Origin of the sequence: Pseudoalteromonas sp. APC 3694 (assembly GCF_030407565.1) — a bacterium.
Lineage (GTDB): Bacteria > Pseudomonadota > Gammaproteobacteria > Enterobacterales > Alteromonadaceae > Pseudoalteromonas > Pseudoalteromonas tetraodonis.
Genome location: NZ_JASDDE010000013.1, coordinates 13,030 through 31,940, shown reverse-complemented (window position 1 = coordinate 31,940; position 18,911 = coordinate 13,030). Strand labels below are relative to the sequence as shown.

Below are 18,911 nucleotides of genomic sequence, written 5' to 3'. Positions count from 1 at the left end.
TCCTATTCTGCGTTATCTAACATGATGCCAACAATGATGGTGTTGGGTGAGTTGATTGGCTTAACCTTGAGTACTACTTGCAATGTGGTTGCGTTCATAAACGTTAGGTTGATGCTGTCGTCTTTTGGCGTGTCGATTAAGCCCGGGAACTTGTCGGCACCAATGTTAATTGAGCGCGCCATTTCGCGTAGCGGTTTGCCCATAATGCGCTTACCAAACTCAATACCGCTGGTGCTGTTGTTTAGGCGGCGGTTTTTAATGTTTTGAATGGCAATAATGCGCACGTCTCGTGCGGCTTTATCGACAATGCGGCCTGTTTCGATTTGCTGAAAGTCGCCACCTTCGGCATCTAGCATGTTTACGTCGCCAAAATATGTGCCGTCAAAGTCTGGGTAAAACTGAGTGCAACTAAAGCGCAGTGCGTCTAGTGCGGCGGTGGTTGAGTTGGTTAGCGGTTTGCCTGCGGCATCTACCGGATGCGGCATGAGTGACATTGCACCCGTTAGCACTCGCATTGGGCTATCGGCAATAGTGACTGCACTTTTACATAAGCGGCCTGTTACTGCGCCTAGTTCGTCGCCAAATAGCAATGGCACTACGCCTACACGATCAGCGACTACGCCATCGGTAATGGGCTGTAAAGCGGTGACTAGATCAGACCAGTTTTGTAGCTCGGTTAGCCCTGGCGCTGCAACTAAAAAGCGCACGCGGCGCGCAAGGCTTGATAGTATTTCAAGCGCTTTAGCTTGATAGCTTTCCACTTCGGCTTTGCCGGTGACTGGCGTACAAATAACAATGATTTCTGGACTTACGTCTTGATCCATTGCTTCGTCAATAAGCGTCATTACGTCGGCGTCAATTGCGTGCGCTATTGCATAACCACTTACTAGGTCGTCGCCGTTGCGCTGCCATGCTTTAACTTGGGTTTTTAATGGTGATTCGGCTGCGCCAAATAACTCATCAAAATCGCTTTGTGCATTAATGGATAGAATTTTTCCGTTGTTTTCGGCCGCTTGGCCGATGAACAATACGGTGCGTTCTACCTGTTTTGTAGCGCCACTGCCTGTTTGAATGGCGGCAACGGATACTTTACCTTGTGCCATGGTCGTTCCTTTTTTTGCTTGCGCTACGCCACTTGCATAGCTTTGTTTAAAATAAAATTCATTTGCTCTTTTTGCTCGGCCGCTGTTTGCCCTAAAAATGAGCGGGCCGGTAAATTAATTTTCCATGTGCTCTTGCCTGAGCTGCCCTTTAGTTCGCGCAGTAAAAACCCTGCTTGGTTAATGCTTAAATTGTTTGTTATCCATTTAATACTGGGCCGCTTACTGCTCTTACCTTTGCCGCGCGGTATTTTGTAACCCTCGGCTATTAATGCGCGGGCCAAGTTGCGCGTGGCTGGGCCTTCTTTATTTTGTGCGGCACTGCTTTTGGGCTTGCCTGCATCTAGGCTTATGCCCTCTTGGTGGGCGCGGGCTATTTTTCCGCTGTTGCCACCTTGGAAAAAAACGCCTGCGCTATTTGCGCCGTAGCGCACTTTCATGTTGCGCTTTAGCTTGGTTAGCATTTTCTTTTTTTTGCCGTTGGCACGTGCTTGCCATGTTTTGCCCGTTAAATCACTTTGCCTGGTGATCCGCTCTTTACTGCTTCTGTTTGCTGCGCGTATTGCGCTGCGCAATATGTTGCGGCGCTTTTGTGGCTTGAGCTGTAAAAACGCGAGCTGCTCTTTGCTGCGCCCTTCGTCAAACTTGACGTTAAGCACTTACTTCGCCATGCAGTGTGAATGCTTCAGCTATCCATAGGCTTTGCTCGCCAAAGTCGTAACGCTTGCCGTTTAATTCAAACGGGCCGTTTGGTGTTTGTACTAGCTCTATGTCTTCACAAAGCTGGTGTATTGTTAGTTCTACTTCGTTGCTGTTGTCGTCGTTTACGTCGGCACTAAATTCAATGTCGCTGCTGTCGTATTTGCCGCCGTTGTTTTGCAACCAAAACGATGCAAAGGCACAAATAAGTGCTGCGGGCGCTGCGCATGGGTTTATGCTGATCACCCCTGAGTAATAAAACCTTGCTGCCAATAGGCCATTGCCGTTAATGGTTTTGCTGCTTGGCTCTATGCGGCCGCCTTCTATCCAGCTGTCGAACTGGGTGCTTAGCGCTAGGTTGCGGCCTTGATATTCTGCAGTTGCTAAATGCTGCTTAAGTTTTGCTATTTTGCTTTGGCTCATAGTAGCTCTACCGTTATGTTAGGGCTTAAGCCTTGCAGTTGGCGCATGGCGTTTATGCTTTGGCCTTTCCAATATTCATAATTATCAATGGCCGTTTGGCTTTGTGCTGTGGCGCTGTCGCGGTGCGTACTGCCTAGCTTTGATACCAGTAAATTAGCTTTGGCTTTACTGTATACTGCATCGCTATAAAAAATTATTTGCTGTGCGTTTAATAGCTCGCCATTGGTAAGCACTGCGCTGGCTAGTTCTTGGTTAATTTCGGCCTGTGCGCGTGTAAGTTTTTCGACTAGCAAATCACTTTTGTTGGCGTACTCTTGGGCAACTGCGTAGTGCTCAATAAAGTGTGCGGTGCTGAGCGCTGGGTAATAGCCATTGCCTGGCACATCAACATTGATGCTTTGTAAATCTGCTTGTGGCATACCGCTTAAGTTCATATTGCACCTGTAAAATACACTCATTAAATTGGGTGCGGGCGCCACTTAGTCACGCGCGTTAAGCAAGTAATGCTAACGTTGTGCTAAGTTGCCCGCTGGCGTTGGAGCTAGTTAGCGGTTTGCTGTTCTGGCTCCGCTGGTTTAATTATTTTTTGCAATTCTTTTATCAGGGTTTTAACGCCTGCTTTGTCGTTAATGCTTTGGGCCATTTCGGCAAAGTAAAGCGCGTTACCTAGGTTAAGCTGTGCTTTGTTAACTTTTGCGGCTATGGCGTAAAGCTTTCCGCCGACGACTTCTAGCCCTGCCCAGTCTTGGTTTTTAACTGCATTAATTAAGCGGTGCAGAATAAAGCCAATGTCGTGCAGCTCTTGCTGTTTTGATTGTGCTAGGTAGTAATTTGCATCGTCGTAGAGTTGGTCGATAACGAACGCTGCCCAGTGCTTGGTGTTAAACACGGTTGGCAGTGGTTGCTTTTGCTCGATCATTAATGGCAATAAGTCCATTACTGCATCCCAGCGTTTTAAATCAACTAGCCAAATAAACACCCATGCCAGCACTTTGTTGTGGTGGTTTTGGCCGCTTAGGCGGTATTGGTTTATGTATGCTAGGTAGTCTTGGCGCTCTAGCGCTTCTGATTTGTAGCTGGCTTTATCTGCAATATCGGTAAATGTTTTTAGTTGAGCCAGGTCGGATTCTATAGCTGCTACATAAAGCTGGTACTCGGTTTGCTTGTTTACGGTTGCTGGCGCGTTGGCTTGAGTGGCGTTAGCCGCTGCCGTTGGCGCTTTATTTTCAGTGCTAGTTGGTACACTGCTTACTGCTTTGGCTAATGATTTTTTGACTAAGCTCATTTAAAAACACTCTTATTTGGTTAAAAAAAGCCGCCCTGAAACTCGGGATAAAAGGGCGGCTAATTGCTGCGCTAATAAATTAGGCGGTTATACCCAGGCGTCGCCTGCTGAGTTTGGCAACTTGATGTTTGCTGACTCGAAGTACATTGCTTTTTCAAGGTCTTCGACGTAGTAGCAATCGTTGCGCGATAGGTAGTCTTCAACGCGTTTCTTTTTGGCGTTGTCTTCTACGTGGGTGCGGGTTGAGCCTGCTTGTACGTAGTGACTTAGGTTTTCAAAGCTGGTAATTAAAATGCCGCGCTCTGGAAAGAACGGAATTTTATAGCTAGCTAGGCCGCCGTAAGTGTCGATAACTTGCTGCAATTCGATTTTAGTTTTTTCGCTTGGCGTGTGTGCTTGTTTGGCGTATAGCTTGTTTTTATCTTGCGCTAATAGCTCGTCCCCAATAATGGCCACCATGTTTACACGCTTGTGAACGGGGATGCCTTGCAGTGCATCGTGCACGGCTTGGTCTAGGTTTTCGTAGTCGCCACCGGCACCAATGCGAATTTCATCAACGGTTGCACCTTCGGTAATTACACGCTCGGGTGCGTCGCGGCGTAGCAGCTGTAACCAACCGATGTTTACGTCTTGTAGCATGGTGTTGGTTGCAATGTCGGTAGTGTTGGCAGCTGATGTACCATTAAAGCCAATTTTAATAATGTCGAGTGCAATTGCTTGGCGCACATGGTTGCGGTAACGCTGATGAAAGTCGGGGAACTTTGACCACTGATCCATTTTTGCCCACGATAAGTGAATGTCACATTCGACTGGGTAACAGCGGTATTCGCGATTGGCAAGGCCTGCTACGTCGCGTGTTTGGCGCTCTTTGGTGTCGTCGGTTTCTACACCGGCGCGACCTGTTACGCCGCCGTCTACGCTCATAATTACCGATTGGCCTACGATGTCGTCTACTAGTGCGGTGTTGATTAATTGTAGAAATTCTACTGAGTCGTACGTTGCGTCGTATAGGCGCTGCTCAGTTGTTGGCTCTACGTTAAATTGCTCGCTCATTGATGCTACGCCGTAGTTGCTGGCCATGCCTGCTAGTACTGCGGTAAAGAGTTGTTTTGTTCTGGTTCTCATTTTCGTTCCTGCGTTTTGCTAAGTTAATTTAGGGTGCGGCAATTACAAGCAGTTGCTGTATTTGCCTTCGTCGCCTTCGTGTTCTTCGTCGGCGTTGGTTGTGTCACCCGCAGGTGTTTTTAATGCCTTGGCAAACTTGTCGTTAAGTTCGTCCAATGCGGTTTTTGTGCTTGATAGCTCTTCTTTAAGCTTTGTAAGCGCCGCTGGCTCTTCGGCTGGCTGGGCGGTTTCTTGTTCGTCGTCAACTTTTGTTGTTGAAAACGAATCGAGCTTTGCTGTTAGTCCGTCTAGCTTTTGGCTAAACTGCTCAAGTGGTGTGCCGAGTGCGTCTTTTAACGCGGTGGCTAATTCTTCTGGTTTCATGTCGGGTTCTTCCTTTGCGAATAGTCGTTTAAAAAAGGGTTTTTTAGGTGTGTCGATAGGCTCACATGACCCTAAGTCAACGGTTAATAAAGAGACTTCCGTGTCGTCTGCTTTGCTCTTACTACTGAAATGAATGCGGTCTGTGTAGCAGCTTGCTGGATAGTCGGTTACAGCAAGGCCGGTTAGGTAGGTTTTGCCAGTGCCCATGAAGTCGCGGTTAATTTCGATACTAAAGTAAACCGCTTGGTCGGCTTTGTTTAATGCTACAAACCCTTGATTGGGTGCGAGTACGGCGTATAGGCACGTTATGCCATCTTCGTTTTCGTATGCTTCTACGCTTACTACGTCGCCGAGCATACCGGGTATATCTACGTTGTGTAGGTTTTTAGCGGCCCAGCCTGACCAGTTGAATTCGTGATCTAGGTTTATGCGTGCGCCATATTTGCGGGGGTTGTAGGTTTCTACAATGTCGGCTACGTCTTGTTCGGTTATTTCTCGGCCGTCGACGGTCATGCCAACGGCGGCAATTGATAATGGTTTTGTACGTAGTTGACCTGGCATATAACAAACCTTTTAAATGTTTTTTAATTAAGCTTTATGCTTTAAAGTAACTGCAGTTTGCACCCTCCTTTTTTACCTTTCCAACGGTTTAACTTTTTGAAATTCCTATATTTAGCTTTTAGGAATGGGCAGGTTTTTAACAGACAGATTACGCGCTTTATTACTAATACACTGCCGCCATGGATTAATTAATGTGGCGCGCTATGAAGGCTAATTACGGACCAGAGATACGCAAAAAAGCACAGGATTTGTATGTTGTTGAGGGCTATACCTATGAAGAAATAGCCGACTTAGCAGGCATGCCCAGTGCGCGCAGTATTAGGCGTTGGTCTGAAGCTGAGAACTGGGCTGACATGTGCCCAACGTATAATGCCGAAATGGCGTTTAGTCGCCGCATTAATTTGTTAGCCGATAAAGACAATAAAACCGATGCTGAATATAAAGAGCTAGACTTTTGCACGCGCCAGCTGTGCGCGCTTAATAAAAGCAAGCTGGCGCCTGCTCCTAAACAACGCGCTAACAATGACGATGCGGCCGCTGGCAATAGTGGCAGCGGCAAAAAGTCGAAGAAGAAAAAGAAAAATGATTGCTCTGGCATTACGCTTGATATGCTCAACGAGCTTAAAGATAAACTGCTTTACCCTCACCAAAAACATTGGTTTGAAAACCAAGATCACCGCACCCGCTTTATTTTAAAGCCCCGCCAAATTGGGGCTACTTTTTACTTTGCGTTTGAAGCCTTTGTTGATGCAATTATTAATGGCCGCAATAAAATATTTATATCGGCGAGCCGCGACCAGGCGGAAGTATTTAAGGCCAATATTGTGGCGCTGGTGCGTGAGCATTTTAATGTTGAGCTAACCGGTTCACCAATGGTGCTTAATTTAGCCGGTGGTAAAACGGTTAAGCTTATTTTTAAAAGTACTAATGCGCGTACTGCTCAGTCGGAAAGCGGCGATTTATATATAGATGAAGTTTTTTGGATTCCTAAATATAAGAGCTTACGGGGCTTGGCGCAGGCTATGGCAACGCATAAGCATTTGCGTATTACGTATTTTAGTACGCCGAGTGTTACTAGCCATGAAGCATACGACCACTGGAACGGTAAATGGTACCGCAAAACTAAGGCGTGTAACGATCCTGAATTTGCGATTGATGTTAGCCATAAAAGCTTAAAAAATGGCAGGCTTTGCGATGATGGCATTTGGCGCCAAATGCTGACTGTGCATGATGTGGTTAACTCAGGCTTTGACCGCATTGATATTGGCGTACTTGAAAACGAATACAGCACGGATGAGTTTAATAACTTGTTTATGTGTAAGTTTATTGATGATGCGCACAGTGCGTTTAATCTTAAACAGCTTATGGCGTGTGTTGGCGACTCTACCAAGTGGGATGATTTTGACTTGGATGCCGAGCGCCCATTCGCATTAAAGCCGGTGGTTATTGGCTTTGACCCTGCCCGTTTTGGCGACAAAGCAAGCGTTGCTGTGTTAAGTGCACCTATGAAGCCTGGCGAAAAGTTCCGCTTACTTGAAGCGGTTGATTTAAGCGGCAATGACTTTGAAGCCATGGCCAGCGAGATAAAACTACTCACCGAAAAATACAACGTGCAACACATTGGTGTTGATACCACGGGCATTGGTTATGGTGTGTGGGAGATGATCACTAAATTTTACCCGAACGCTGAGCCTATACATTACAACCCCATTATTAAAAACCAGCTGGTTATTAAGGCGATTAACGTAATTAAAAACCGACGCCTTGAGTTTGATCAGGACGCGGTAAATATTGCCAGTTCGTTTATTAATATTCGCCGTAAAGTGGTTGGCGACCAAATTACCTATGCTACTAACCGCACCGCTACAACTGGTCATGCCGATATTGCGTGGGCGATTATGCATGCCATGAAATTTGAACCATTGGACGGTAATGCCCACAGCCGCCAAACATCTGTAGGAATTGCAGCTTAATGAAACCACGATTAAAAGTAAGCAACGGCCATGCGCCTAATTATAACCAACGAACTGCGGTAACTGATGCGTTTAGTTTTGGCGACCCTGAGCCGTGTTTAGATAACCGGCTAACCGATTACGTTGGTGTGTTTAGTGATAGCAACGGCGTTTATGCGCCGCCCATTAGCCTGCAGGGCTTAATTAAACTGCTGCGCGTTAATGCCCAGCACGGGCCCATTTTGTATTTTAAGCGCAACATGATTTTAAAATGGTATAAGCCGAACCCGCTTTTAAGCCATCAAGCATTAAGTAAATTTGGCTTTGATTTGTTGTGGAGCGGTAATGCCTATTTGCAGATTATTAAAAACTCATTTGGGCAGGTTATTAAGCTGCGCCATTTGCCTGCACTGACTATGCGTTATACCGATACGCGCGGCGTATATGCACAAATAAGTAATCGCAGCTATGAGCCTATTTACTTTAATGCCGGTGAAGTTATTCACGTAAAAGAGTACGACCCCGCCCAAGGTATTTACGGTATACCGCAATATTACGGGGGCATTCAATCAGCCTTACTCAATGAAGATGCCACTTTATTTAGGCGCCGCTATTACAAGAACGGTGCGCACATGGGTTTTATATTCTCAATGGCCGACCCGAACTTAAGCGATGCCGATGAAACAGCACTAAAGAATGCCATACGCGATAGCAAAGGCGTGGGTAATTTTAGAAGTTTGTTTTTTAATTTCCGCAGTAATAAGGCCGATGCTGAAAAGTCGATAAAGATAACGCCCGTTGGCGACATATCAACTAAAGACGAATTTGAACGCATTAAAAAAATTACGCTTAACGACATGCTAAGTATGCACCGCGCGCAAGAAGCGCTAAGCGGCCAGTCGTCTGGTGATAGTGCTGGCTTTGGTGATTTAGATAAAATTACCCGCGCCTATTACAACAATGAAGTGGTGCCACTGCAGCAAGATGTATTAGGTATAAATAATTATTTACCTGCCGCGCAGCATATTGAATTTAAAGAGCCTGAATATTCAGACCTTAATCCAACACCCAAGGAAGACGCATGAGCTGGATAGATATAGTTGAATTTATTAAACAGTGGGGGCAGTTGCTTATGTTGAGCTTTTTAGCGGCGGCTATACAGATGTATTTAAACCGCAAGGTGTTTACGTTTTTTCATTATTTTATGAGTGTATTAATTGCTGTTTTTGCGGCTTACTTGGCGGCTATGTTTTGCGAGTGGCGGCAATTTGATGAAAGCTTAAAAACGGGTGTTATTGGTGTAACCGCTTATGCGGCCCCGCACATTTTGGAAGGGATCAATAAATTGATTGAAACGTTTAGCAAAGACCCAAAGGGCTTTATTAAATTAATTAGGGGCGGTAAATAATGGGCTGGTTTAAAACACTAGTTTCATTTATCACTGACCCAATAGCCGATTTAACCGGCGGCTATGTTGAGCGTAAACGCATTGCGGCTGAAATGGCCGCCGATGTAGCGCGCGCTGAAAACAATTTTAAAATTGCGCAGTTTGAAGCTAAAGCAAGGCGCTGCATGCAAGCCGAGCAAAACGATGCAGATTATGACTTGCTGGTACTTAAGAACCGCGACAAAACCTTAATGGATGAAGTGATCATTCTATTCTTTTTGTGTTTGTTTGTTTGTCACTTTATACCTGTGATGCAGCCGTACATGGCTGAAGGCTGGAAAGCGATGGGCTACACTGGCGCGCCCTGGTACTTTGAATTTGTAATTGTGGGGATTGCCGTTTCAACGCTTGGATTAATGCGATTGTTTAGAGCGTTTTGGGGGAGCAAAGGCGGTAATAAAAAAAGCGCTAGTTAGGAGCTAGCGCCTTTGGTGTTTAAACTTCTTCTAGTTTCAAATCAATTGTTAATCTGAATGTTGAGCCCTGCTGGTTTCCTTTGGTTAATTCTGCTTTTGCCATATATAATTTAACCGCCTTATTTATACTCGACTCAAGATTCTCTAGCTTTTCACCAAATATCTGCTTGCTTCTAAATTCACGAAATGCTTTTTCATCTTCTTCTGTTAACTCCAAATAGGTATCATCTATGATTAAATCAAAATTAACGTGAATATCTTTATCTATGGACCTAAAATGATATTTCATAACCGATGTTCTTGTCGGCTCAGCGTGCTCATCTAAACCTAATTCATTTAAAACGTACTTAATAAAATCTAACATTGCTCAATCCTTTTCTAATGCATAGTAATAGGTATAACAAGGTAGCTTTTTTAATTAACCAAGTCTACTAGACCAATCTAGCTCCTTAACCTCTTCAACCTTACCTGCAACAACATCAAGGCGCTTAAGTGCTCTTGTTAAATTTGGTGCCGGTACAAAGTTAAGTGCTGCTGCATTGGTCTTACTAATACCACGAACCAAGTAATCACTGAGTGCCGCTTTTATATCTTCACTGGTGCTTTTACCAAACGATAAAAGTGCATCTAACCGCTCTTGGCTTTGTGAGCCTTTGTGTAAATATTTCATAATTTATTTATCACTTAACTGATAATAAATTAATGATATTTCAATATTAGGTAAATAACCACCTATTTGATCTTTTTGTTGTCACTTTGTGTCAAACATTGTCACACCTTTGTCATTACGATCCTTTTTAACTGTCATTCAGATCCTTTATTTATAAGGTCTAGCCCAAAATGGCCTGTCACTGGGGGTGTCAATTAAACGCATTTTTGCACGAAAGCGGAAGGCGAGGAGGAGTGAATTTTTTAGCTTGTTGATTCTCAGGCAATAGTTAAATGGTTATTTGTAACGCAACCAACCACTGTATATAATGACAGCTGTTTTTATTAACGATGGGTGGTTATTATGGCGCGGGTTACATGTCCAAATTGCGAAGCTAAAGCAACAATTACATCGCGCGAAAAGCAAAGCGCCCATGTGGTTAATTTATATTGCTCATGTACTAATACAAAACAATGCGGTGCTACGTTCCGTATTACCCAATCGTTCGATCACTTCTTAAATCCGCCCGTTAAAAACACTCAGCAATTGGCCGCATCGTTAATTAAAAATCTTTCTCGCGAACAACAATTGGAATTAGTTGGCCTTTAGCTTTTACTTTATTTCACGCATTAAAAAGCCCGTATTAAACGGGCTTTTTTGTGGGTGCTGTTTTTATTTTTTACTGGCGCTGCCTGCCATATTGTTGTTGTGGCGCTGGTTGCTGTGGTGCGTATTGTTGCGGCGGTGGCTGCTGTTCATACTGCCCTTGGTATTGCTGCGGTGCGTAGCCTTGGCTTTGGTCTTGGTTTTGTTGGTTTTCGCTATCCCAAAAAATATACAGCTTTAACGGGCCTTGGTGGTTTATTGGCATGGTGTCGAGCTCTATCTCTACGCTTTCGCTGCCTCCTTGGTTGTTGCTCGGCCATTTAGTGGCGCGGCCTAATGTGGCGTAGCGGTTTTTGGTGGTGTTGCCTTGCTGGTATTTTTCAGCAATACAGGCTACACGGCCTTTGTCGAGTGGTTTATTTTGTTGGTGCATGGTGCGTTTCCTTTTTGGTTAATAAAATAAAATGTTTGCAGCGAGTTTGGTTAACTCATAAACCGCTGCTGACAAGGTAAAGCCTACTTGTAAGTAAAAACCTCTTAATACCCACATCAATGCTGCTTTTTGTTTCATTTGGTTGCTCGCTTTTGTTTGGTTTAACAACTGAGTGAAATACCCAGTTGCGGCGTTTAACGGTTGCTTTCATGGTTCACCATAATTCGCTTAATTCTTTTTCTAACTGCTTTTGTGCTAAGCGCTCTTCTAATAGCTCGCGGGTTGATTTGCTGCGCTGCTGGTATTGCGGCCGTGGCTCTTGGTTTTCATGATGTGATATTTTTACCGGTGTGCTTACTGGTTTGGGTGACACAATGCGCGTTTTTTTAGTGCGTGGTTTGGTTTCACCCGTGCGTGCTTTGTAAGCTTTGCGATCACAGCCACAGCCTTGAACAAGCCCTAAGTTATCTTTACGTACTACGCGAGTGGTGCCGCATACGCATTTACACATAAAATGCTGCACTCCTCGGTTACGGCGGTCTTCGTTTAATACTGTCCAGTTGTTGAAAACGTCACCCGCTTTTACTTTACCTGTGGCCATAAGTTACTCCTTATCACTTGTTTTTTCTGGTAGTGTTTTGTCATGCACTGCGTTACCCAACCAAATAAATAAACGCCCTAATGCATTAAATATTTGCATTACTGGGTGAGCTATAATGTTGTGAACCCACCAATTTTTATAAAGCATTGCAACTCTCCTGAAATTTAACTTCTAGCTCTTTTAATAATTTTTTTAGCTCTTTATCAAGCGTAAGCATTTGCCTTGGGTGTAACATTCCGTCGTGGGTAATCGTTACAGATTTGAATCTGAACTCATTACCATATAAAACTCCCATTTCCTTTTTAAGCGCATTAAAAATGACAGTTCCACAGTAAATTTTATTTTTGTGTATATCGTGTTTACTTTCTTTATGCATGGCTGTTCACCTGTTGTTTTGGTTGTGGTCTGTTGGTTACTGCAACTACATCGGCGTTAGGTTCTTGCTGATAGCCGGTGCAAATTTCGGTTGCGAATACGCTGTTATTGGTTTTACCGCACTGGCCGTATTGGGTTTTAGGCGCGGGCTTATCGAATTTAGTAATAAACGGGCTGTGCTGATCCTCTGCATACCCCTTTGGGCAAAACGCCTGGCAACTAATACATGCCTTTGGCATGAGTACTTTTGAAATTTGAATAGTCATTTTCTCTCCTACGCCATTAAATCGAGTGACCACCAATCGTTGTCGCTGATTGCTGATGCTTCACCAGCAAGCACTAATCGGGCTAAATCTAAATCGCCGATAATGTCTGCATGGTATTTTTTAAATTGGGTGTTCGACGGTTCGCTGCGTCCGTCTAGCTCTGCATACATAAATGCCAAGTCGTAAAGCTCGCGAGCATATGCGTAATGTTTTTCGGTTGGGGTTGGCTTAATAGCCGATTTTGGCGCTTGCATGTTTAATTGCTCAAAGCTATGCAGTTCGCGCTCTTGCATGTAGTACACGCGATTGCCGCTGATCACGTTGCCGCCTTGGTTAAGCGCTTGAATTTGCGCAGGGCTAAAGTCGCTAAGCTTGTTTTTACATTTAACCGTGGTTTGTTCGTTATTTGGGGCGTGTTTTTGCGCTTCGCTATTGGCTATGTAGTCAATAGCGTGCTGGCGCTGCTCTTGGCGCTGCGCTTTTTCGTCTAATGTGACTAAATGGCCGTCTTTTATTAGGTAAATAAGGCCGTTATTTTTAACCCGCTTACCTGCTAACAGATCCTTTTTAACGCTTGCGATCTGTTTTTTAGTAAAACCGATCATATCTAGCAATAATGCGTCTGTATGCCCTACAGCTAAAGGCGTACGATTATTCCCACTAGTCCAAGATAGGTCGGCTGCGCCGACGTTGTTAGCATCCTGCCCACCAATTACGGTGGTGTTGTTATTAGCTGCGGTGCCTATGGTTTGCTTAGACCAGGTATGAACGCGAGTCACTAACGTGCAAAGCCCAAAGGTGTCTTCAACGCCTTTTAGGGTTTTAGTAAATTCGGCATATTGATTGCCGTATTCGGTATGTTGGTATGCAGGTTTAAAACGCGCATCGCGGCCAATACCAAAACCACCCATTAAATTAACAAAGGCTTTAAAGTCGCCCTTATCGGCAGCTTGGCGTATTTGTTCTAATTGCTCGTTGCCTTGCACTTCTTCACGCACTCGGCGCAACTCGCGCCAAATAGTAATAGAGGGCGATTTTTGAAATTGAAACTGCCTAATACCCCACGTACTGGCCCACGCTTTAACTGGGTTTACCGCTTGGGTTAGCTTTTCGCCTGTTTCGGCGTCAAACTCGTTAGCCAGTGCAAAACCATCAATATTTTTACTTACGTACTTGGCAACATAGGCCGCTGCGCCGCCTGACTTTTTGCCGTTTTTATCTACGGTAGCCGGTAGCATTTTTATTGCTGTGTAGCGCGGGCTACTCGGAAAGTAATTTTTAAGCGGTGCGCGGGTGTAAATACCTTTTGATTTATTTAAACCCCAAATACGGCGTGCTTTTGTGTAGCGTGCGCGCAAAGCTTTACGGTTTTTAAAACGTTGAAAAAACACCTCACGGTCGTCGCGGGTAAAGTAGCGGCGTAGTAAATGATTAACCTTGTCGTAGTAACGCGCTGGCATCCATAAAAGCATGTGCCAGTGGGTGCAACCGTCGGCGTGTGGCTCGGCTACCCTTATTCCAAAATATGGTATTTCAAGGCGGTCTAGTTTTGCGCGCGCTTGTGAATACAGTTTATTTAAATAAAGGCTGGCGTCTTTTGGGGTTGAGCCATCCCACGATGGCGAATTTGCATGAAAACGACTCGGCGCTGTAATGTTATAAAACCCACCGGTGTAGCCCATTTCATCGGCCAGTTCTTCGGTCTCGCGTATGCGCAGCATAAGTTCGTTACGCATGTTTTCAGGGTTGGCAACGCCTGCTTCAACCGCTTTCATTAGCGAGATCACATCGTTTTGCTCGTTTACTAATTCTAGGCTTTCTAGGTAGCGCTGGCCGCGCTCTCTATTGGTGGTGTATTCAGCAACTGCTTGCTTTGAGCAATAGGCATTTATGCCTTGGCGCTTGGTGCTTTTATTACCTTTTCTATCTGTGCTAGTAAATAGGTCTTTGCCTACTTCACCAGTCGCAATTTCTAGGTGTTCTAGGTAACGGCTACGAATCGTTTTAAGTTTACGTGCCCACCACTTATGATCTTGCACTTTTAACAGTGCTACTTCAGCATCGGGCACGGTCAGGTAATCGCCCTTTTCAGCAAACTGTAACTGCACAGTAAATTGCTCGGCGTACTCGCTCACCTTTTGATAAATGTCAGTGGCATCCCATGTGGGTTGCTCTTTAGCTATATCGGCAATTATTTCAGCCGATTGCATAGCCAATACATTTGCATGCTTTTTAGTTTTATCGGCATTAGCCAATATATGCCACGGCAATGGCATAGCGCTTGTTATTTGCTCAAGTATTTTTAGGCGTGGCTTTAATGTTTTAACCGTGCGGCGCAACCAGTCGTTAGCTTTGTAATGGGCACGTATAGCTTTGGTCGTTAATAGCGGCTTTTTATGACCCGTGTTATTACCGCTAAAGTCGTAAAGGCCACGGCTAATGTTTAGCAAGCGGCTTTTATATTGTTCGTCGGTTTCGTTTTTACCTTTACCCGCACTTTTTAAGTTGGTGTCGTATTTATTAATAAAACGCTTAGCCACTCGCATTTGCAGTGGCTTGGGCACTTTGCTTAGGCATTGGTAAATAAAGTTTACTTCTTCAGCATCGTCAATTGCGTTAATAACCGACATTGCCGATTTAGACACCTGATCGCCAACCTGCGGCTGTAAATTCTGGCTGGTTACAGGTTGTTGCTTTTTTACATTGCGCTGCTTTTGTGCAAACTCCATATTGCTGGCTGTTTGGCGCACAAAGCTGGCTTGTATGCTGGGTGCACGTTTACTTTCTACAATGTCTTTAACAATAAAATTATGAATATTGTTGTTATGCACTTTTTTAAGTGCCGCTTTAGCCGGTGCGCTAATTTTTAGGTTGGTTACATCAATGCGGTGTTCAATACCTTTAAGCTCATCATAAAGCCAAGCGTTTGCTTTTTCGCTTGGGTTTACGGGCTCGTCTTTATACCAGGCATCACTCGGTGGGGTAATTTTGGCCATATACTGCTTAACCATTTTATATTGGCCGAACGCAGTAAAACGGCTAAGGCCGTTTATTAAAAATGCTCTATGCTCAACATCGTCAACGGCTTTAACCATGGTTAAAGCCGCTGTGCATACGTCAAAACTTACAACGGGCCACATGCTCATTTATGCAAACTCGCATTGCTTTTTATGCATGTTCTCTGCACAGCTATCGCAAAGTAAAAGCTGGTTTAAATCTGCCTGCTCTGCTTTACCCGTAATGCCATTTTCGTCAAACTCATGCAACGATACGCTATCTTCACTTTCACATATCCAACAACGCACTGGTTCTACACCGCCAATCATGCTGCACCGCCGTCTAATTCAAGTTCAATTAAGTCAAAATCAGTACCTCGTTGTACTGCGTCTAGGGTTTCGCTCATACGGTCGTAAATTGGCGCGTATTCAATGTGGTCAACTGCAATTAATTTCACTACAGGCATTAGGTCAGTAAGGCAGTTTTCACACTCCATCAGCATCGCAACCGTTGGGCGCTTGGCTAAATTTTTAATAGTAAAATTGGCTTGGTCTACAGCGTGTTCAACAATGCTTTTAAGTAATTGCTGGTTTTTAGATATATCTTGGTCTTTGATAGTGTTCATTTTTAGTATTCCTTTGGGTGTTGTTATTGGGCGTTAAATTACAAAAAGCTCGGGCGCTAGGTGGTAGCCTTTGCAAAATACAAAGTGGGCGTATTCGGTAGAATCGGTTTTGCTTGGTTTTTCTGGGTCAAAGCCTGGGCGTTTGCTATGTACATAAACGGCGGCTAATGGCAGTTTTTGCCACATAGGTTTACGCTTTTGGCTACCTAACCAATTAAGGCGTTGCAGCATAATCACTAAACCGCCCTCTTTAACCATTTCAAGTGCATGTTCTGTAAATGCTTGCGCTTGGTTAAACGGTGGGTTTGTGATGATCATGTCGTATGGTTTTTTTAAACTCTTTACCTGTAAAAAATCCAAGTTAATTACATCAGCGCGTGAATCAGCACGAATATCCCAGCTTTCAACAATAAAGCCCTCTTCTTCTAATACGGTTGGGTAGCTCATTGGGTATTGCTCACACCCGCCTGCGCTCGGGTCTAACACTCTTGGGTCTTCATCTGGTGAACAAACCAACATATTATTTTCAGCAAATGCCGCTAAAAAATCTTCAATTAGCCAATGCGGTGTTACGTAGTAATCATCTGCATTGCGCTGGGTTCCGCGATTAGTTGAACTCATGATCAATCCCTAGTGTGAACTAACGGTTAAGTGTGAATAGTCGGTGTTGGCATCTTCGCGCGGGGCGTTTTGCACAAACTTAGCCGGTGCCATGGCGTTAGCATCAACAAATGCTTTAACCAATGCTTGTAACTGCAAAATAGCTTTGTGAATTTTTAAGCGGGTATCGGCGTTAAAATTGGCAAAGCCTTTTTCAAGGTCATGGCGCTTTAAGCCTGCAGCAAAACATACAATAGTGCGCTCTTGCTCGCTTAACACTTTGGTGTAAACGTACTCTGGCGTGTGGCGCTCACTTCCTAAAAGCGCTTTTATTTCGGCAAGGCCTTTTGGTATGTGGCGCCCTTCTACAGCTTTTAGTGGCGCAGGTTGTGCGTTTTCGGTTTGTTTAACTAATGCATTTGCCATGGTTATATCTCCTGCTGTTTAGCTGCGTTTAAATAGTTGACGGCTTGAGTTTTTAACCAGAAAACTGCTTTTTGAATGGTTTGGTACTCGTCGCCATTGCAAAAAACAGGCAATAAAAAGTCACCCACACGCGCTTGCAGTGCTTTACCGTTTGCGGTTGCACTAATTTTGCAGCTCAATAAATAGCGGCATTGCTCAGCTAATGTTTTAAAGCTGCTTAACGTTTCTCTGCTAAATGCTTGATATGTGCTCATTTCCCTGCTCCTAGTTATTTGCCGTACTTTCTACCGCAGAAGCAGCAGTAGTTTGCATAAATACTTACATAATCTTTGCGCAAATTTTTAGCGTGTCCACCGCCCTTTTTTGGCGCCCTAAATTCAAACTCAACTCTTGGATTAACAGGCGCTCTATCACCGCCGCTTAGAGAAAAAGTTTGATCACGCCATTTAAATTCAACATCTTTAGCACCTTCAGGTATTTTCACTTGTGTAATTAAATGATTTTTAACGCGATCTAAATAATCGGTAAAACAGTTACATGCTGTATTTTCAGTAGTCATAGAATTGCCCCTAGTTTGCTTGTTGTTTGCCGTAAAATTCGTGAAACTTTTCAGCGCCTAGGCGCATCCATTCTTCAATGTCTTCTTCAACCCACACCACACGGCCGCTTGATGCCTTGTGCGATTTAGGAAACTGGCCGCGCTCTATTAAGCGGTAAATTGTTGAACGGTGAATACCGCATTTTTCAGCCACATCAGCTGGGCGTAAGTAGCGGTCGTTAATGGTGATAACTTCGCCGCGTAAATTGCGGCGGTAGTGATCGGCTATATTTGATTGACTCATGCTGCATCGTCCTTACCTAATTTCTATAAAATCCCTCTCTGTTTTGGTATGTTGCAAGTGCGAATATTCACAAACCAAAACAAAGAGGAAAAACCTATGTCGGAAATTGATAAAATTAAATTATTCAATAACCTGTCTAAAAACCTAATGGCTGTACTGTTTAAACAATTCCCTGAGCAAGGCATACTTGAACAGGCTGAATTTGTTAACAAATCGCCGTACATCACACCATCGGTGTACGAATCCACCTTAAAACAACTAATTCTTAGTGGCTTTATCGCCCCAGCCGACCAAAAAAACGCGTATTACTTAACAATTAAAGGGGCAAACACTGTTTATACAAACCTCGTTCAAGACCCTCACGAGCGCCTTGCAAAACAAGAGGCTAAATAAGCGCTAATGCTTTTTTAATTGCGCTTGGATGCTCAAATACATCCTCGTGCCGTGCGGCTTCTTCAAAAACATCAGCCAAAAGAGCCGCCATATCATTTACACTCTTCCCTTTATTTGCCTCAGTGCGCGCAAATTTAACTGCAACACCTAACGCAATGGCCGCTAAGTCAATCGGCGTTAACGTGGTCGCGCTACTCATGGCGTTTATAATGGCAAACTCCACTTTGGCTTTTTCTTTACGCTGTGCAAAAAACTCAACCGCCAGTGCGTCAGCATCAAAAGCAGGCGCATCTTTATTTTCTTTTTTTTTGCGGGCTAAATTTTCTTTTGCCAACTCTTCTGTGATGCCTAATCCAGTAAACATGTCATTAATCATGCTGCATCGTCCTTGTTTGTTTTTTGGTGATCGGCGAGTAAATCGTTTACCGATACTTCGCCATTTGTTAGTTCTGAAATACGCGGGATGTATTTCGCTGGGGCTTGGCAGTGGCGGTTAATCCAGTACCAAATAATGTTTTGCTTTGTGCTTAACAGCTTGGCGGCTTTTGTTTGGCCACCAATTATTTCTATTGCTTTTGCTACGGCGCTCATATTTCCTCCAAGCAGTATTTATCAATTAAACCGATAATAGACATCAGTTAAACCGATGTCAATATCGATTTAACTGATTAGACAAAATAAAATAAAAAGCAGATAATCGGTTTTTATCACTTTAAGCGATTTTTAA

At 44.1% G+C, this 18,911-nt stretch carries 30 protein-coding genes; 6 read left to right on the top strand and 24 right to left on the bottom strand.

What is annotated here, in order from left to right; translation table 11 throughout:
- Positions 1-2: 2 nt before the first annotated feature.
- The 7 genes from QMA00_RS06895 to QMA00_RS06865 form a co-directional block, all read right to left on the bottom strand.
- The gene (locus tag QMA00_RS06895; protein ID WP_290156611.1) at positions 3-1,103 is read right to left on the bottom strand and encodes a DUF2586 domain-containing protein; all 1,101 of its coding nucleotides are present in this window, start codon (positions 1,101-1,103) and stop codon (positions 3-5) included.
- Between the two features lie 23 nt (positions 1,104-1,126).
- A complete protein-coding gene (locus tag QMA00_RS06890; RefSeq protein ID WP_290156609.1) occupies positions 1,127-1,759 on the bottom strand; it encodes a phage virion morphogenesis protein in 633 nt (210 codons plus the stop codon).
- Entirely contained in the window at positions 1,752-2,222 is a 471-nt protein-coding gene (locus QMA00_RS06885; RefSeq protein ID WP_290156607.1) for a phage tail protein, read from the bottom strand. The genes QMA00_RS06890 and QMA00_RS06885 overlap by 8 nt, the downstream gene beginning before the upstream one ends.
- Positions 2,219-2,656 carry a head completion/stabilization protein gene (locus QMA00_RS06880; RefSeq protein ID WP_290156605.1) on the bottom strand — a complete coding sequence of 146 codons (438 nt, stop codon included), beginning with the start codon at positions 2,654-2,656 and terminating at the stop codon, positions 2,219-2,221. The genes QMA00_RS06885 and QMA00_RS06880 overlap by 4 nt, the downstream gene beginning before the upstream one ends.
- 107 nt (positions 2,657-2,763) lie before the next feature.
- A complete protein-coding gene (gpM, locus tag QMA00_RS06875; protein ID WP_290156603.1) occupies positions 2,764-3,507 on the bottom strand; it encodes a phage terminase small subunit in 744 nt (247 codons plus the stop codon).
- Positions 3,508-3,594: 87 nt separating this feature from the next.
- On the bottom strand, positions 3,595-4,632 hold the full coding sequence (locus QMA00_RS06870) for a phage major capsid protein, P2 family (protein ID WP_290156601.1): 1,038 nt from the start codon (positions 4,630-4,632) through the stop codon (positions 3,595-3,597).
- Between the two features lie 42 nt (positions 4,633-4,674).
- Positions 4,675-5,556 carry a GPO family capsid scaffolding protein gene (locus tag QMA00_RS06865; RefSeq protein WP_290156599.1) on the bottom strand — a complete coding sequence of 294 codons (882 nt, stop codon included), beginning with the start codon at positions 5,554-5,556 and terminating at the stop codon, positions 4,675-4,677.
- Between the two features lie 191 nt (positions 5,557-5,747).
- Here QMA00_RS06865 and QMA00_RS06860 point away from each other — a divergent pair, with 191 nt between their 5' ends.
- From QMA00_RS06860 to QMA00_RS06845, 4 genes are read left to right on the top strand one after another with little or no spacing between them, the layout of a single operon-like run.
- Positions 5,748-7,529 carry a terminase family protein gene (locus QMA00_RS06860; RefSeq protein ID WP_290156597.1) on the top strand — a complete coding sequence of 594 codons (1,782 nt, stop codon included), beginning with the start codon at positions 5,748-5,750 and terminating at the stop codon, positions 7,527-7,529.
- Positions 7,529-8,593, top strand: a complete 1,065-nt coding sequence (locus QMA00_RS06855; protein ID WP_290156594.1) for a phage portal protein — start codon at positions 7,529-7,531, stop codon at positions 8,591-8,593. The genes QMA00_RS06860 and QMA00_RS06855 overlap by 1 nt, the downstream gene beginning before the upstream one ends.
- Positions 8,590-8,916, top strand: a complete 327-nt coding sequence (locus tag QMA00_RS06850; protein ID WP_290156591.1) for a phage holin family protein — start codon at positions 8,590-8,592, stop codon at positions 8,914-8,916. The genes QMA00_RS06855 and QMA00_RS06850 overlap by 4 nt, the downstream gene beginning before the upstream one ends.
- Positions 8,916-9,371 carry a hypothetical protein gene (locus QMA00_RS06845; RefSeq protein WP_290156588.1) on the top strand — a complete coding sequence of 152 codons (456 nt, stop codon included), beginning with the start codon at positions 8,916-8,918 and terminating at the stop codon, positions 9,369-9,371. The genes QMA00_RS06850 and QMA00_RS06845 overlap by 1 nt, the downstream gene beginning before the upstream one ends.
- Positions 9,372-9,390: 19 nt before the next feature.
- Here QMA00_RS06845 and QMA00_RS06840 read toward each other — a convergent pair whose 3' ends face one another.
- Together QMA00_RS06840 and QMA00_RS06835 are read right to left on the bottom strand one after the other, a co-directional pair.
- Entirely contained in the window at positions 9,391-9,735 is a 345-nt protein-coding gene (locus QMA00_RS06840) for a hypothetical protein (RefSeq protein WP_290156586.1), read from the bottom strand.
- A gap of 54 nt (positions 9,736-9,789) precedes the next feature.
- Positions 9,790-10,041 (bottom strand): hypothetical protein, encoded by a 252-nt coding sequence (locus QMA00_RS06835; RefSeq protein ID WP_290156583.1) that lies wholly within the window; start codon positions 10,039-10,041, stop codon positions 9,790-9,792.
- Positions 10,042-10,383: 342 nt separating this feature from the next.
- Between QMA00_RS06835 and QMA00_RS06830 the strand changes: the two genes are divergently transcribed.
- The gene (locus tag QMA00_RS06830; protein ID WP_290156580.1) at positions 10,384-10,629 is read left to right on the top strand and encodes an ogr/Delta-like zinc finger family protein; all 246 of its coding nucleotides are present in this window, start codon (positions 10,384-10,386) and stop codon (positions 10,627-10,629) included.
- A gap of 70 nt (positions 10,630-10,699) precedes the next feature.
- On the opposite strand, the gene QMA00_RS06825 is transcribed toward QMA00_RS06830, so the two are convergent.
- The 13 genes from QMA00_RS06825 to QMA00_RS06765 all read right to left on the bottom strand — a co-directional run bounded on the left by QMA00_RS06825 (position 10,700) and on the right by QMA00_RS06765 (position 17,791).
- Positions 10,700-11,059 (bottom strand): hypothetical protein, encoded by a 360-nt coding sequence (locus tag QMA00_RS06825; protein ID WP_290156577.1) that lies wholly within the window; start codon positions 11,057-11,059, stop codon positions 10,700-10,702.
- 214 nt (positions 11,060-11,273) lie between these two features.
- On the bottom strand, positions 11,274-11,660 hold the full coding sequence (locus tag QMA00_RS06820) for a hypothetical protein (protein ID WP_290156575.1): 387 nt from the start codon (positions 11,658-11,660) through the stop codon (positions 11,274-11,276).
- A 3-nt stretch (positions 11,661-11,663) separates the two neighbouring features.
- Complete coding sequence (locus QMA00_RS06815) at positions 11,664-11,807, bottom strand: hypothetical protein (RefSeq protein WP_290156572.1); 144 nt, start codon at positions 11,805-11,807, stop codon at positions 11,664-11,666.
- Positions 11,797-12,036 carry a hypothetical protein gene (locus QMA00_RS06810; RefSeq protein ID WP_290156569.1) on the bottom strand — a complete coding sequence of 80 codons (240 nt, stop codon included), beginning with the start codon at positions 12,034-12,036 and terminating at the stop codon, positions 11,797-11,799. Before QMA00_RS06810 ends, QMA00_RS06815 begins: the two co-directional genes overlap by 11 nt.
- A complete protein-coding gene (locus QMA00_RS06805; protein ID WP_290156568.1) occupies positions 12,029-12,301 on the bottom strand; it encodes a hypothetical protein in 273 nt (90 codons plus the stop codon). The genes QMA00_RS06810 and QMA00_RS06805 overlap by 8 nt, the downstream gene beginning before the upstream one ends.
- 8 nt (positions 12,302-12,309) lie before the next feature.
- Positions 12,310-15,447 (bottom strand): replication endonuclease, encoded by a 3,138-nt coding sequence (locus QMA00_RS06800; protein WP_290156567.1) that lies wholly within the window; start codon positions 15,445-15,447, stop codon positions 12,310-12,312.
- On the bottom strand, positions 15,448-15,627 hold the full coding sequence (locus QMA00_RS06795) for a hypothetical protein (protein WP_290156565.1): 180 nt from the start codon (positions 15,625-15,627) through the stop codon (positions 15,448-15,450).
- Positions 15,624-15,923, bottom strand: coding sequence for a hypothetical protein (locus tag QMA00_RS06790; RefSeq protein WP_290156563.1), 300 nt, complete (start codon positions 15,921-15,923; stop codon positions 15,624-15,626). Before QMA00_RS06790 ends, QMA00_RS06795 begins: the two co-directional genes overlap by 4 nt.
- 33 nt (positions 15,924-15,956) lie before the next feature.
- Complete coding sequence (locus QMA00_RS06785; protein WP_290156560.1) at positions 15,957-16,544, bottom strand: SAM-dependent methyltransferase; 588 nt, start codon at positions 16,542-16,544, stop codon at positions 15,957-15,959.
- A 9-nt stretch (positions 16,545-16,553) separates the two neighbouring features.
- Entirely contained in the window at positions 16,554-16,949 is a 396-nt protein-coding gene (locus QMA00_RS06780; RefSeq protein WP_290156557.1) for a hypothetical protein, read from the bottom strand.
- A gap of 2 nt (positions 16,950-16,951) precedes the next feature.
- Positions 16,952-17,203, bottom strand: coding sequence for a hypothetical protein (locus QMA00_RS06775; RefSeq protein ID WP_290156554.1), 252 nt, complete (start codon positions 17,201-17,203; stop codon positions 16,952-16,954).
- 14 nt (positions 17,204-17,217) lie between these two features.
- Entirely contained in the window at positions 17,218-17,508 is a 291-nt protein-coding gene (locus tag QMA00_RS06770) for a hypothetical protein (protein WP_290156551.1), read from the bottom strand.
- A gap of 10 nt (positions 17,509-17,518) precedes the next feature.
- Positions 17,519-17,791: an AlpA family phage regulatory protein gene (locus tag QMA00_RS06765; RefSeq protein ID WP_272452435.1), complete on the bottom strand. Its 273-nt coding sequence runs from the start codon at positions 17,789-17,791 to the stop codon at positions 17,519-17,521.
- 96 nt (positions 17,792-17,887) lie between these two features.
- On the opposite strand from QMA00_RS06765, the gene QMA00_RS06760 reads away from it, so the two are divergent.
- The gene (locus QMA00_RS06760) at positions 17,888-18,184 is read left to right on the top strand and encodes a hypothetical protein (RefSeq protein ID WP_290156547.1); all 297 of its coding nucleotides are present in this window, start codon (positions 17,888-17,890) and stop codon (positions 18,182-18,184) included.
- On the opposite strand, the gene QMA00_RS06755 is transcribed toward QMA00_RS06760, so the two are convergent.
- Together QMA00_RS06755 and QMA00_RS06750 are read right to left on the bottom strand one after the other, a co-directional pair.
- Positions 18,177-18,560 carry a hypothetical protein gene (locus QMA00_RS06755; protein WP_290156546.1) on the bottom strand — a complete coding sequence of 128 codons (384 nt, stop codon included), beginning with the start codon at positions 18,558-18,560 and terminating at the stop codon, positions 18,177-18,179. The genes QMA00_RS06760 and QMA00_RS06755 overlap by 8 nt on opposite strands.
- Complete coding sequence (locus QMA00_RS06750; RefSeq protein WP_215522012.1) at positions 18,557-18,775, bottom strand: YdaS family helix-turn-helix protein; 219 nt, start codon at positions 18,773-18,775, stop codon at positions 18,557-18,559. The genes QMA00_RS06755 and QMA00_RS06750 overlap by 4 nt, the downstream gene beginning before the upstream one ends.
- Positions 18,776-18,911 lie beyond the last annotated feature (136 nt).

Coding starts and splice junctions, on each gene's coding strand:
- QMA00_RS06820 (WP_290156575.1), bottom strand. CDS start 11,660: ATGGCCACAGGTAAAGTAAAAGCGGGTGACGTTTTCAACAACTGGACA.
- QMA00_RS06870 (WP_290156601.1), bottom strand. CDS start 4,632: ATGAGAACCAGAACAAAACAACTCTTTACCGCAGTACTAGCAGGCATG.
- QMA00_RS06785 (WP_290156560.1), bottom strand. CDS start 16,544: ATGAGTTCAACTAATCGCGGAACCCAGCGCAATGCAGATGATTACTAC.
- QMA00_RS06775 (WP_290156554.1), bottom strand. CDS start 17,203: ATGAGCACATATCAAGCATTTAGCAGAGAAACGTTAAGCAGCTTTAAA.
- QMA00_RS06765 (WP_272452435.1), bottom strand. CDS start 17,791: ATGAGTCAATCAAATATAGCCGATCACTACCGCCGCAATTTACGCGGC.
- gpM (WP_290156603.1), bottom strand. CDS start 3,507: ATGAGCTTAGTCAAAAAATCATTAGCCAAAGCAGTAAGCAGTGTACCA.
- QMA00_RS06790 (WP_290156563.1), bottom strand. CDS start 15,923: ATGAACACTATCAAAGACCAAGATATATCTAAAAACCAGCAATTACTT.
- QMA00_RS06830 (WP_290156580.1), top strand. CDS start 10,384: ATGGCGCGGGTTACATGTCCAAATTGCGAAGCTAAAGCAACAATTACA.
- QMA00_RS06885 (WP_290156607.1), bottom strand. CDS start 2,222: ATGAGCCAAAGCAAAATAGCAAAACTTAAGCAGCATTTAGCAACTGCA.
- QMA00_RS06855 (WP_290156594.1), top strand. CDS start 7,529: ATGAAACCACGATTAAAAGTAAGCAACGGCCATGCGCCTAATTATAAC.
- QMA00_RS06850 (WP_290156591.1), top strand. CDS start 8,590: ATGAGCTGGATAGATATAGTTGAATTTATTAAACAGTGGGGGCAGTTG.
- QMA00_RS06795 (WP_290156565.1), bottom strand. CDS start 15,627: ATGATTGGCGGTGTAGAACCAGTGCGTTGTTGGATATGTGAAAGTGAA.
- QMA00_RS06755 (WP_290156546.1), bottom strand. CDS start 18,560: ATGATTAATGACATGTTTACTGGATTAGGCATCACAGAAGAGTTGGCA.
- QMA00_RS06880 (WP_290156605.1), bottom strand. CDS start 2,656: ATGAACTTAAGCGGTATGCCACAAGCAGATTTACAAAGCATCAATGTT.
- QMA00_RS06895 (WP_290156611.1), bottom strand. CDS start 1,103: ATGGCACAAGGTAAAGTATCCGTTGCCGCCATTCAAACAGGCAGTGGC.
- QMA00_RS06865 (WP_290156599.1), bottom strand. CDS start 5,556: ATGCCAGGTCAACTACGTACAAAACCATTATCAATTGCCGCCGTTGGC.
- QMA00_RS06780 (WP_290156557.1), bottom strand. CDS start 16,949: ATGGCAAATGCATTAGTTAAACAAACCGAAAACGCACAACCTGCGCCA.
- QMA00_RS06835 (WP_290156583.1), bottom strand. CDS start 10,041: ATGAAATATTTACACAAAGGCTCACAAAGCCAAGAGCGGTTAGATGCA.
- QMA00_RS06840 (WP_290156586.1), bottom strand. CDS start 9,735: ATGTTAGATTTTATTAAGTACGTTTTAAATGAATTAGGTTTAGATGAG.
- QMA00_RS06860 (WP_290156597.1), top strand. CDS start 5,748: ATGTGGCGCGCTATGAAGGCTAATTACGGACCAGAGATACGCAAAAAA.
- QMA00_RS06845 (WP_290156588.1), top strand. CDS start 8,916: ATGGGCTGGTTTAAAACACTAGTTTCATTTATCACTGACCCAATAGCC.
- QMA00_RS06800 (WP_290156567.1), bottom strand. CDS start 15,447: ATGAGCATGTGGCCCGTTGTAAGTTTTGACGTATGCACAGCGGCTTTA.
- QMA00_RS06805 (WP_290156568.1), bottom strand. CDS start 12,301: ATGACTATTCAAATTTCAAAAGTACTCATGCCAAAGGCATGTATTAGT.
- QMA00_RS06810 (WP_290156569.1), bottom strand. CDS start 12,036: ATGCATAAAGAAAGTAAACACGATATACACAAAAATAAAATTTACTGT.
- QMA00_RS06760 (WP_290156547.1), top strand. CDS start 17,888: ATGTCGGAAATTGATAAAATTAAATTATTCAATAACCTGTCTAAAAAC.
- QMA00_RS06825 (WP_290156577.1), bottom strand. CDS start 11,059: ATGCACCAACAAAATAAACCACTCGACAAAGGCCGTGTAGCCTGTATT.
- QMA00_RS06770 (WP_290156551.1), bottom strand. CDS start 17,508: ATGACTACTGAAAATACAGCATGTAACTGTTTTACCGATTATTTAGAT.
- QMA00_RS06750 (WP_215522012.1), bottom strand. CDS start 18,775: ATGAGCGCCGTAGCAAAAGCAATAGAAATAATTGGTGGCCAAACAAAA.
- QMA00_RS06815 (WP_290156572.1), bottom strand. CDS start 11,807: ATGCTTTATAAAAATTGGTGGGTTCACAACATTATAGCTCACCCAGTA.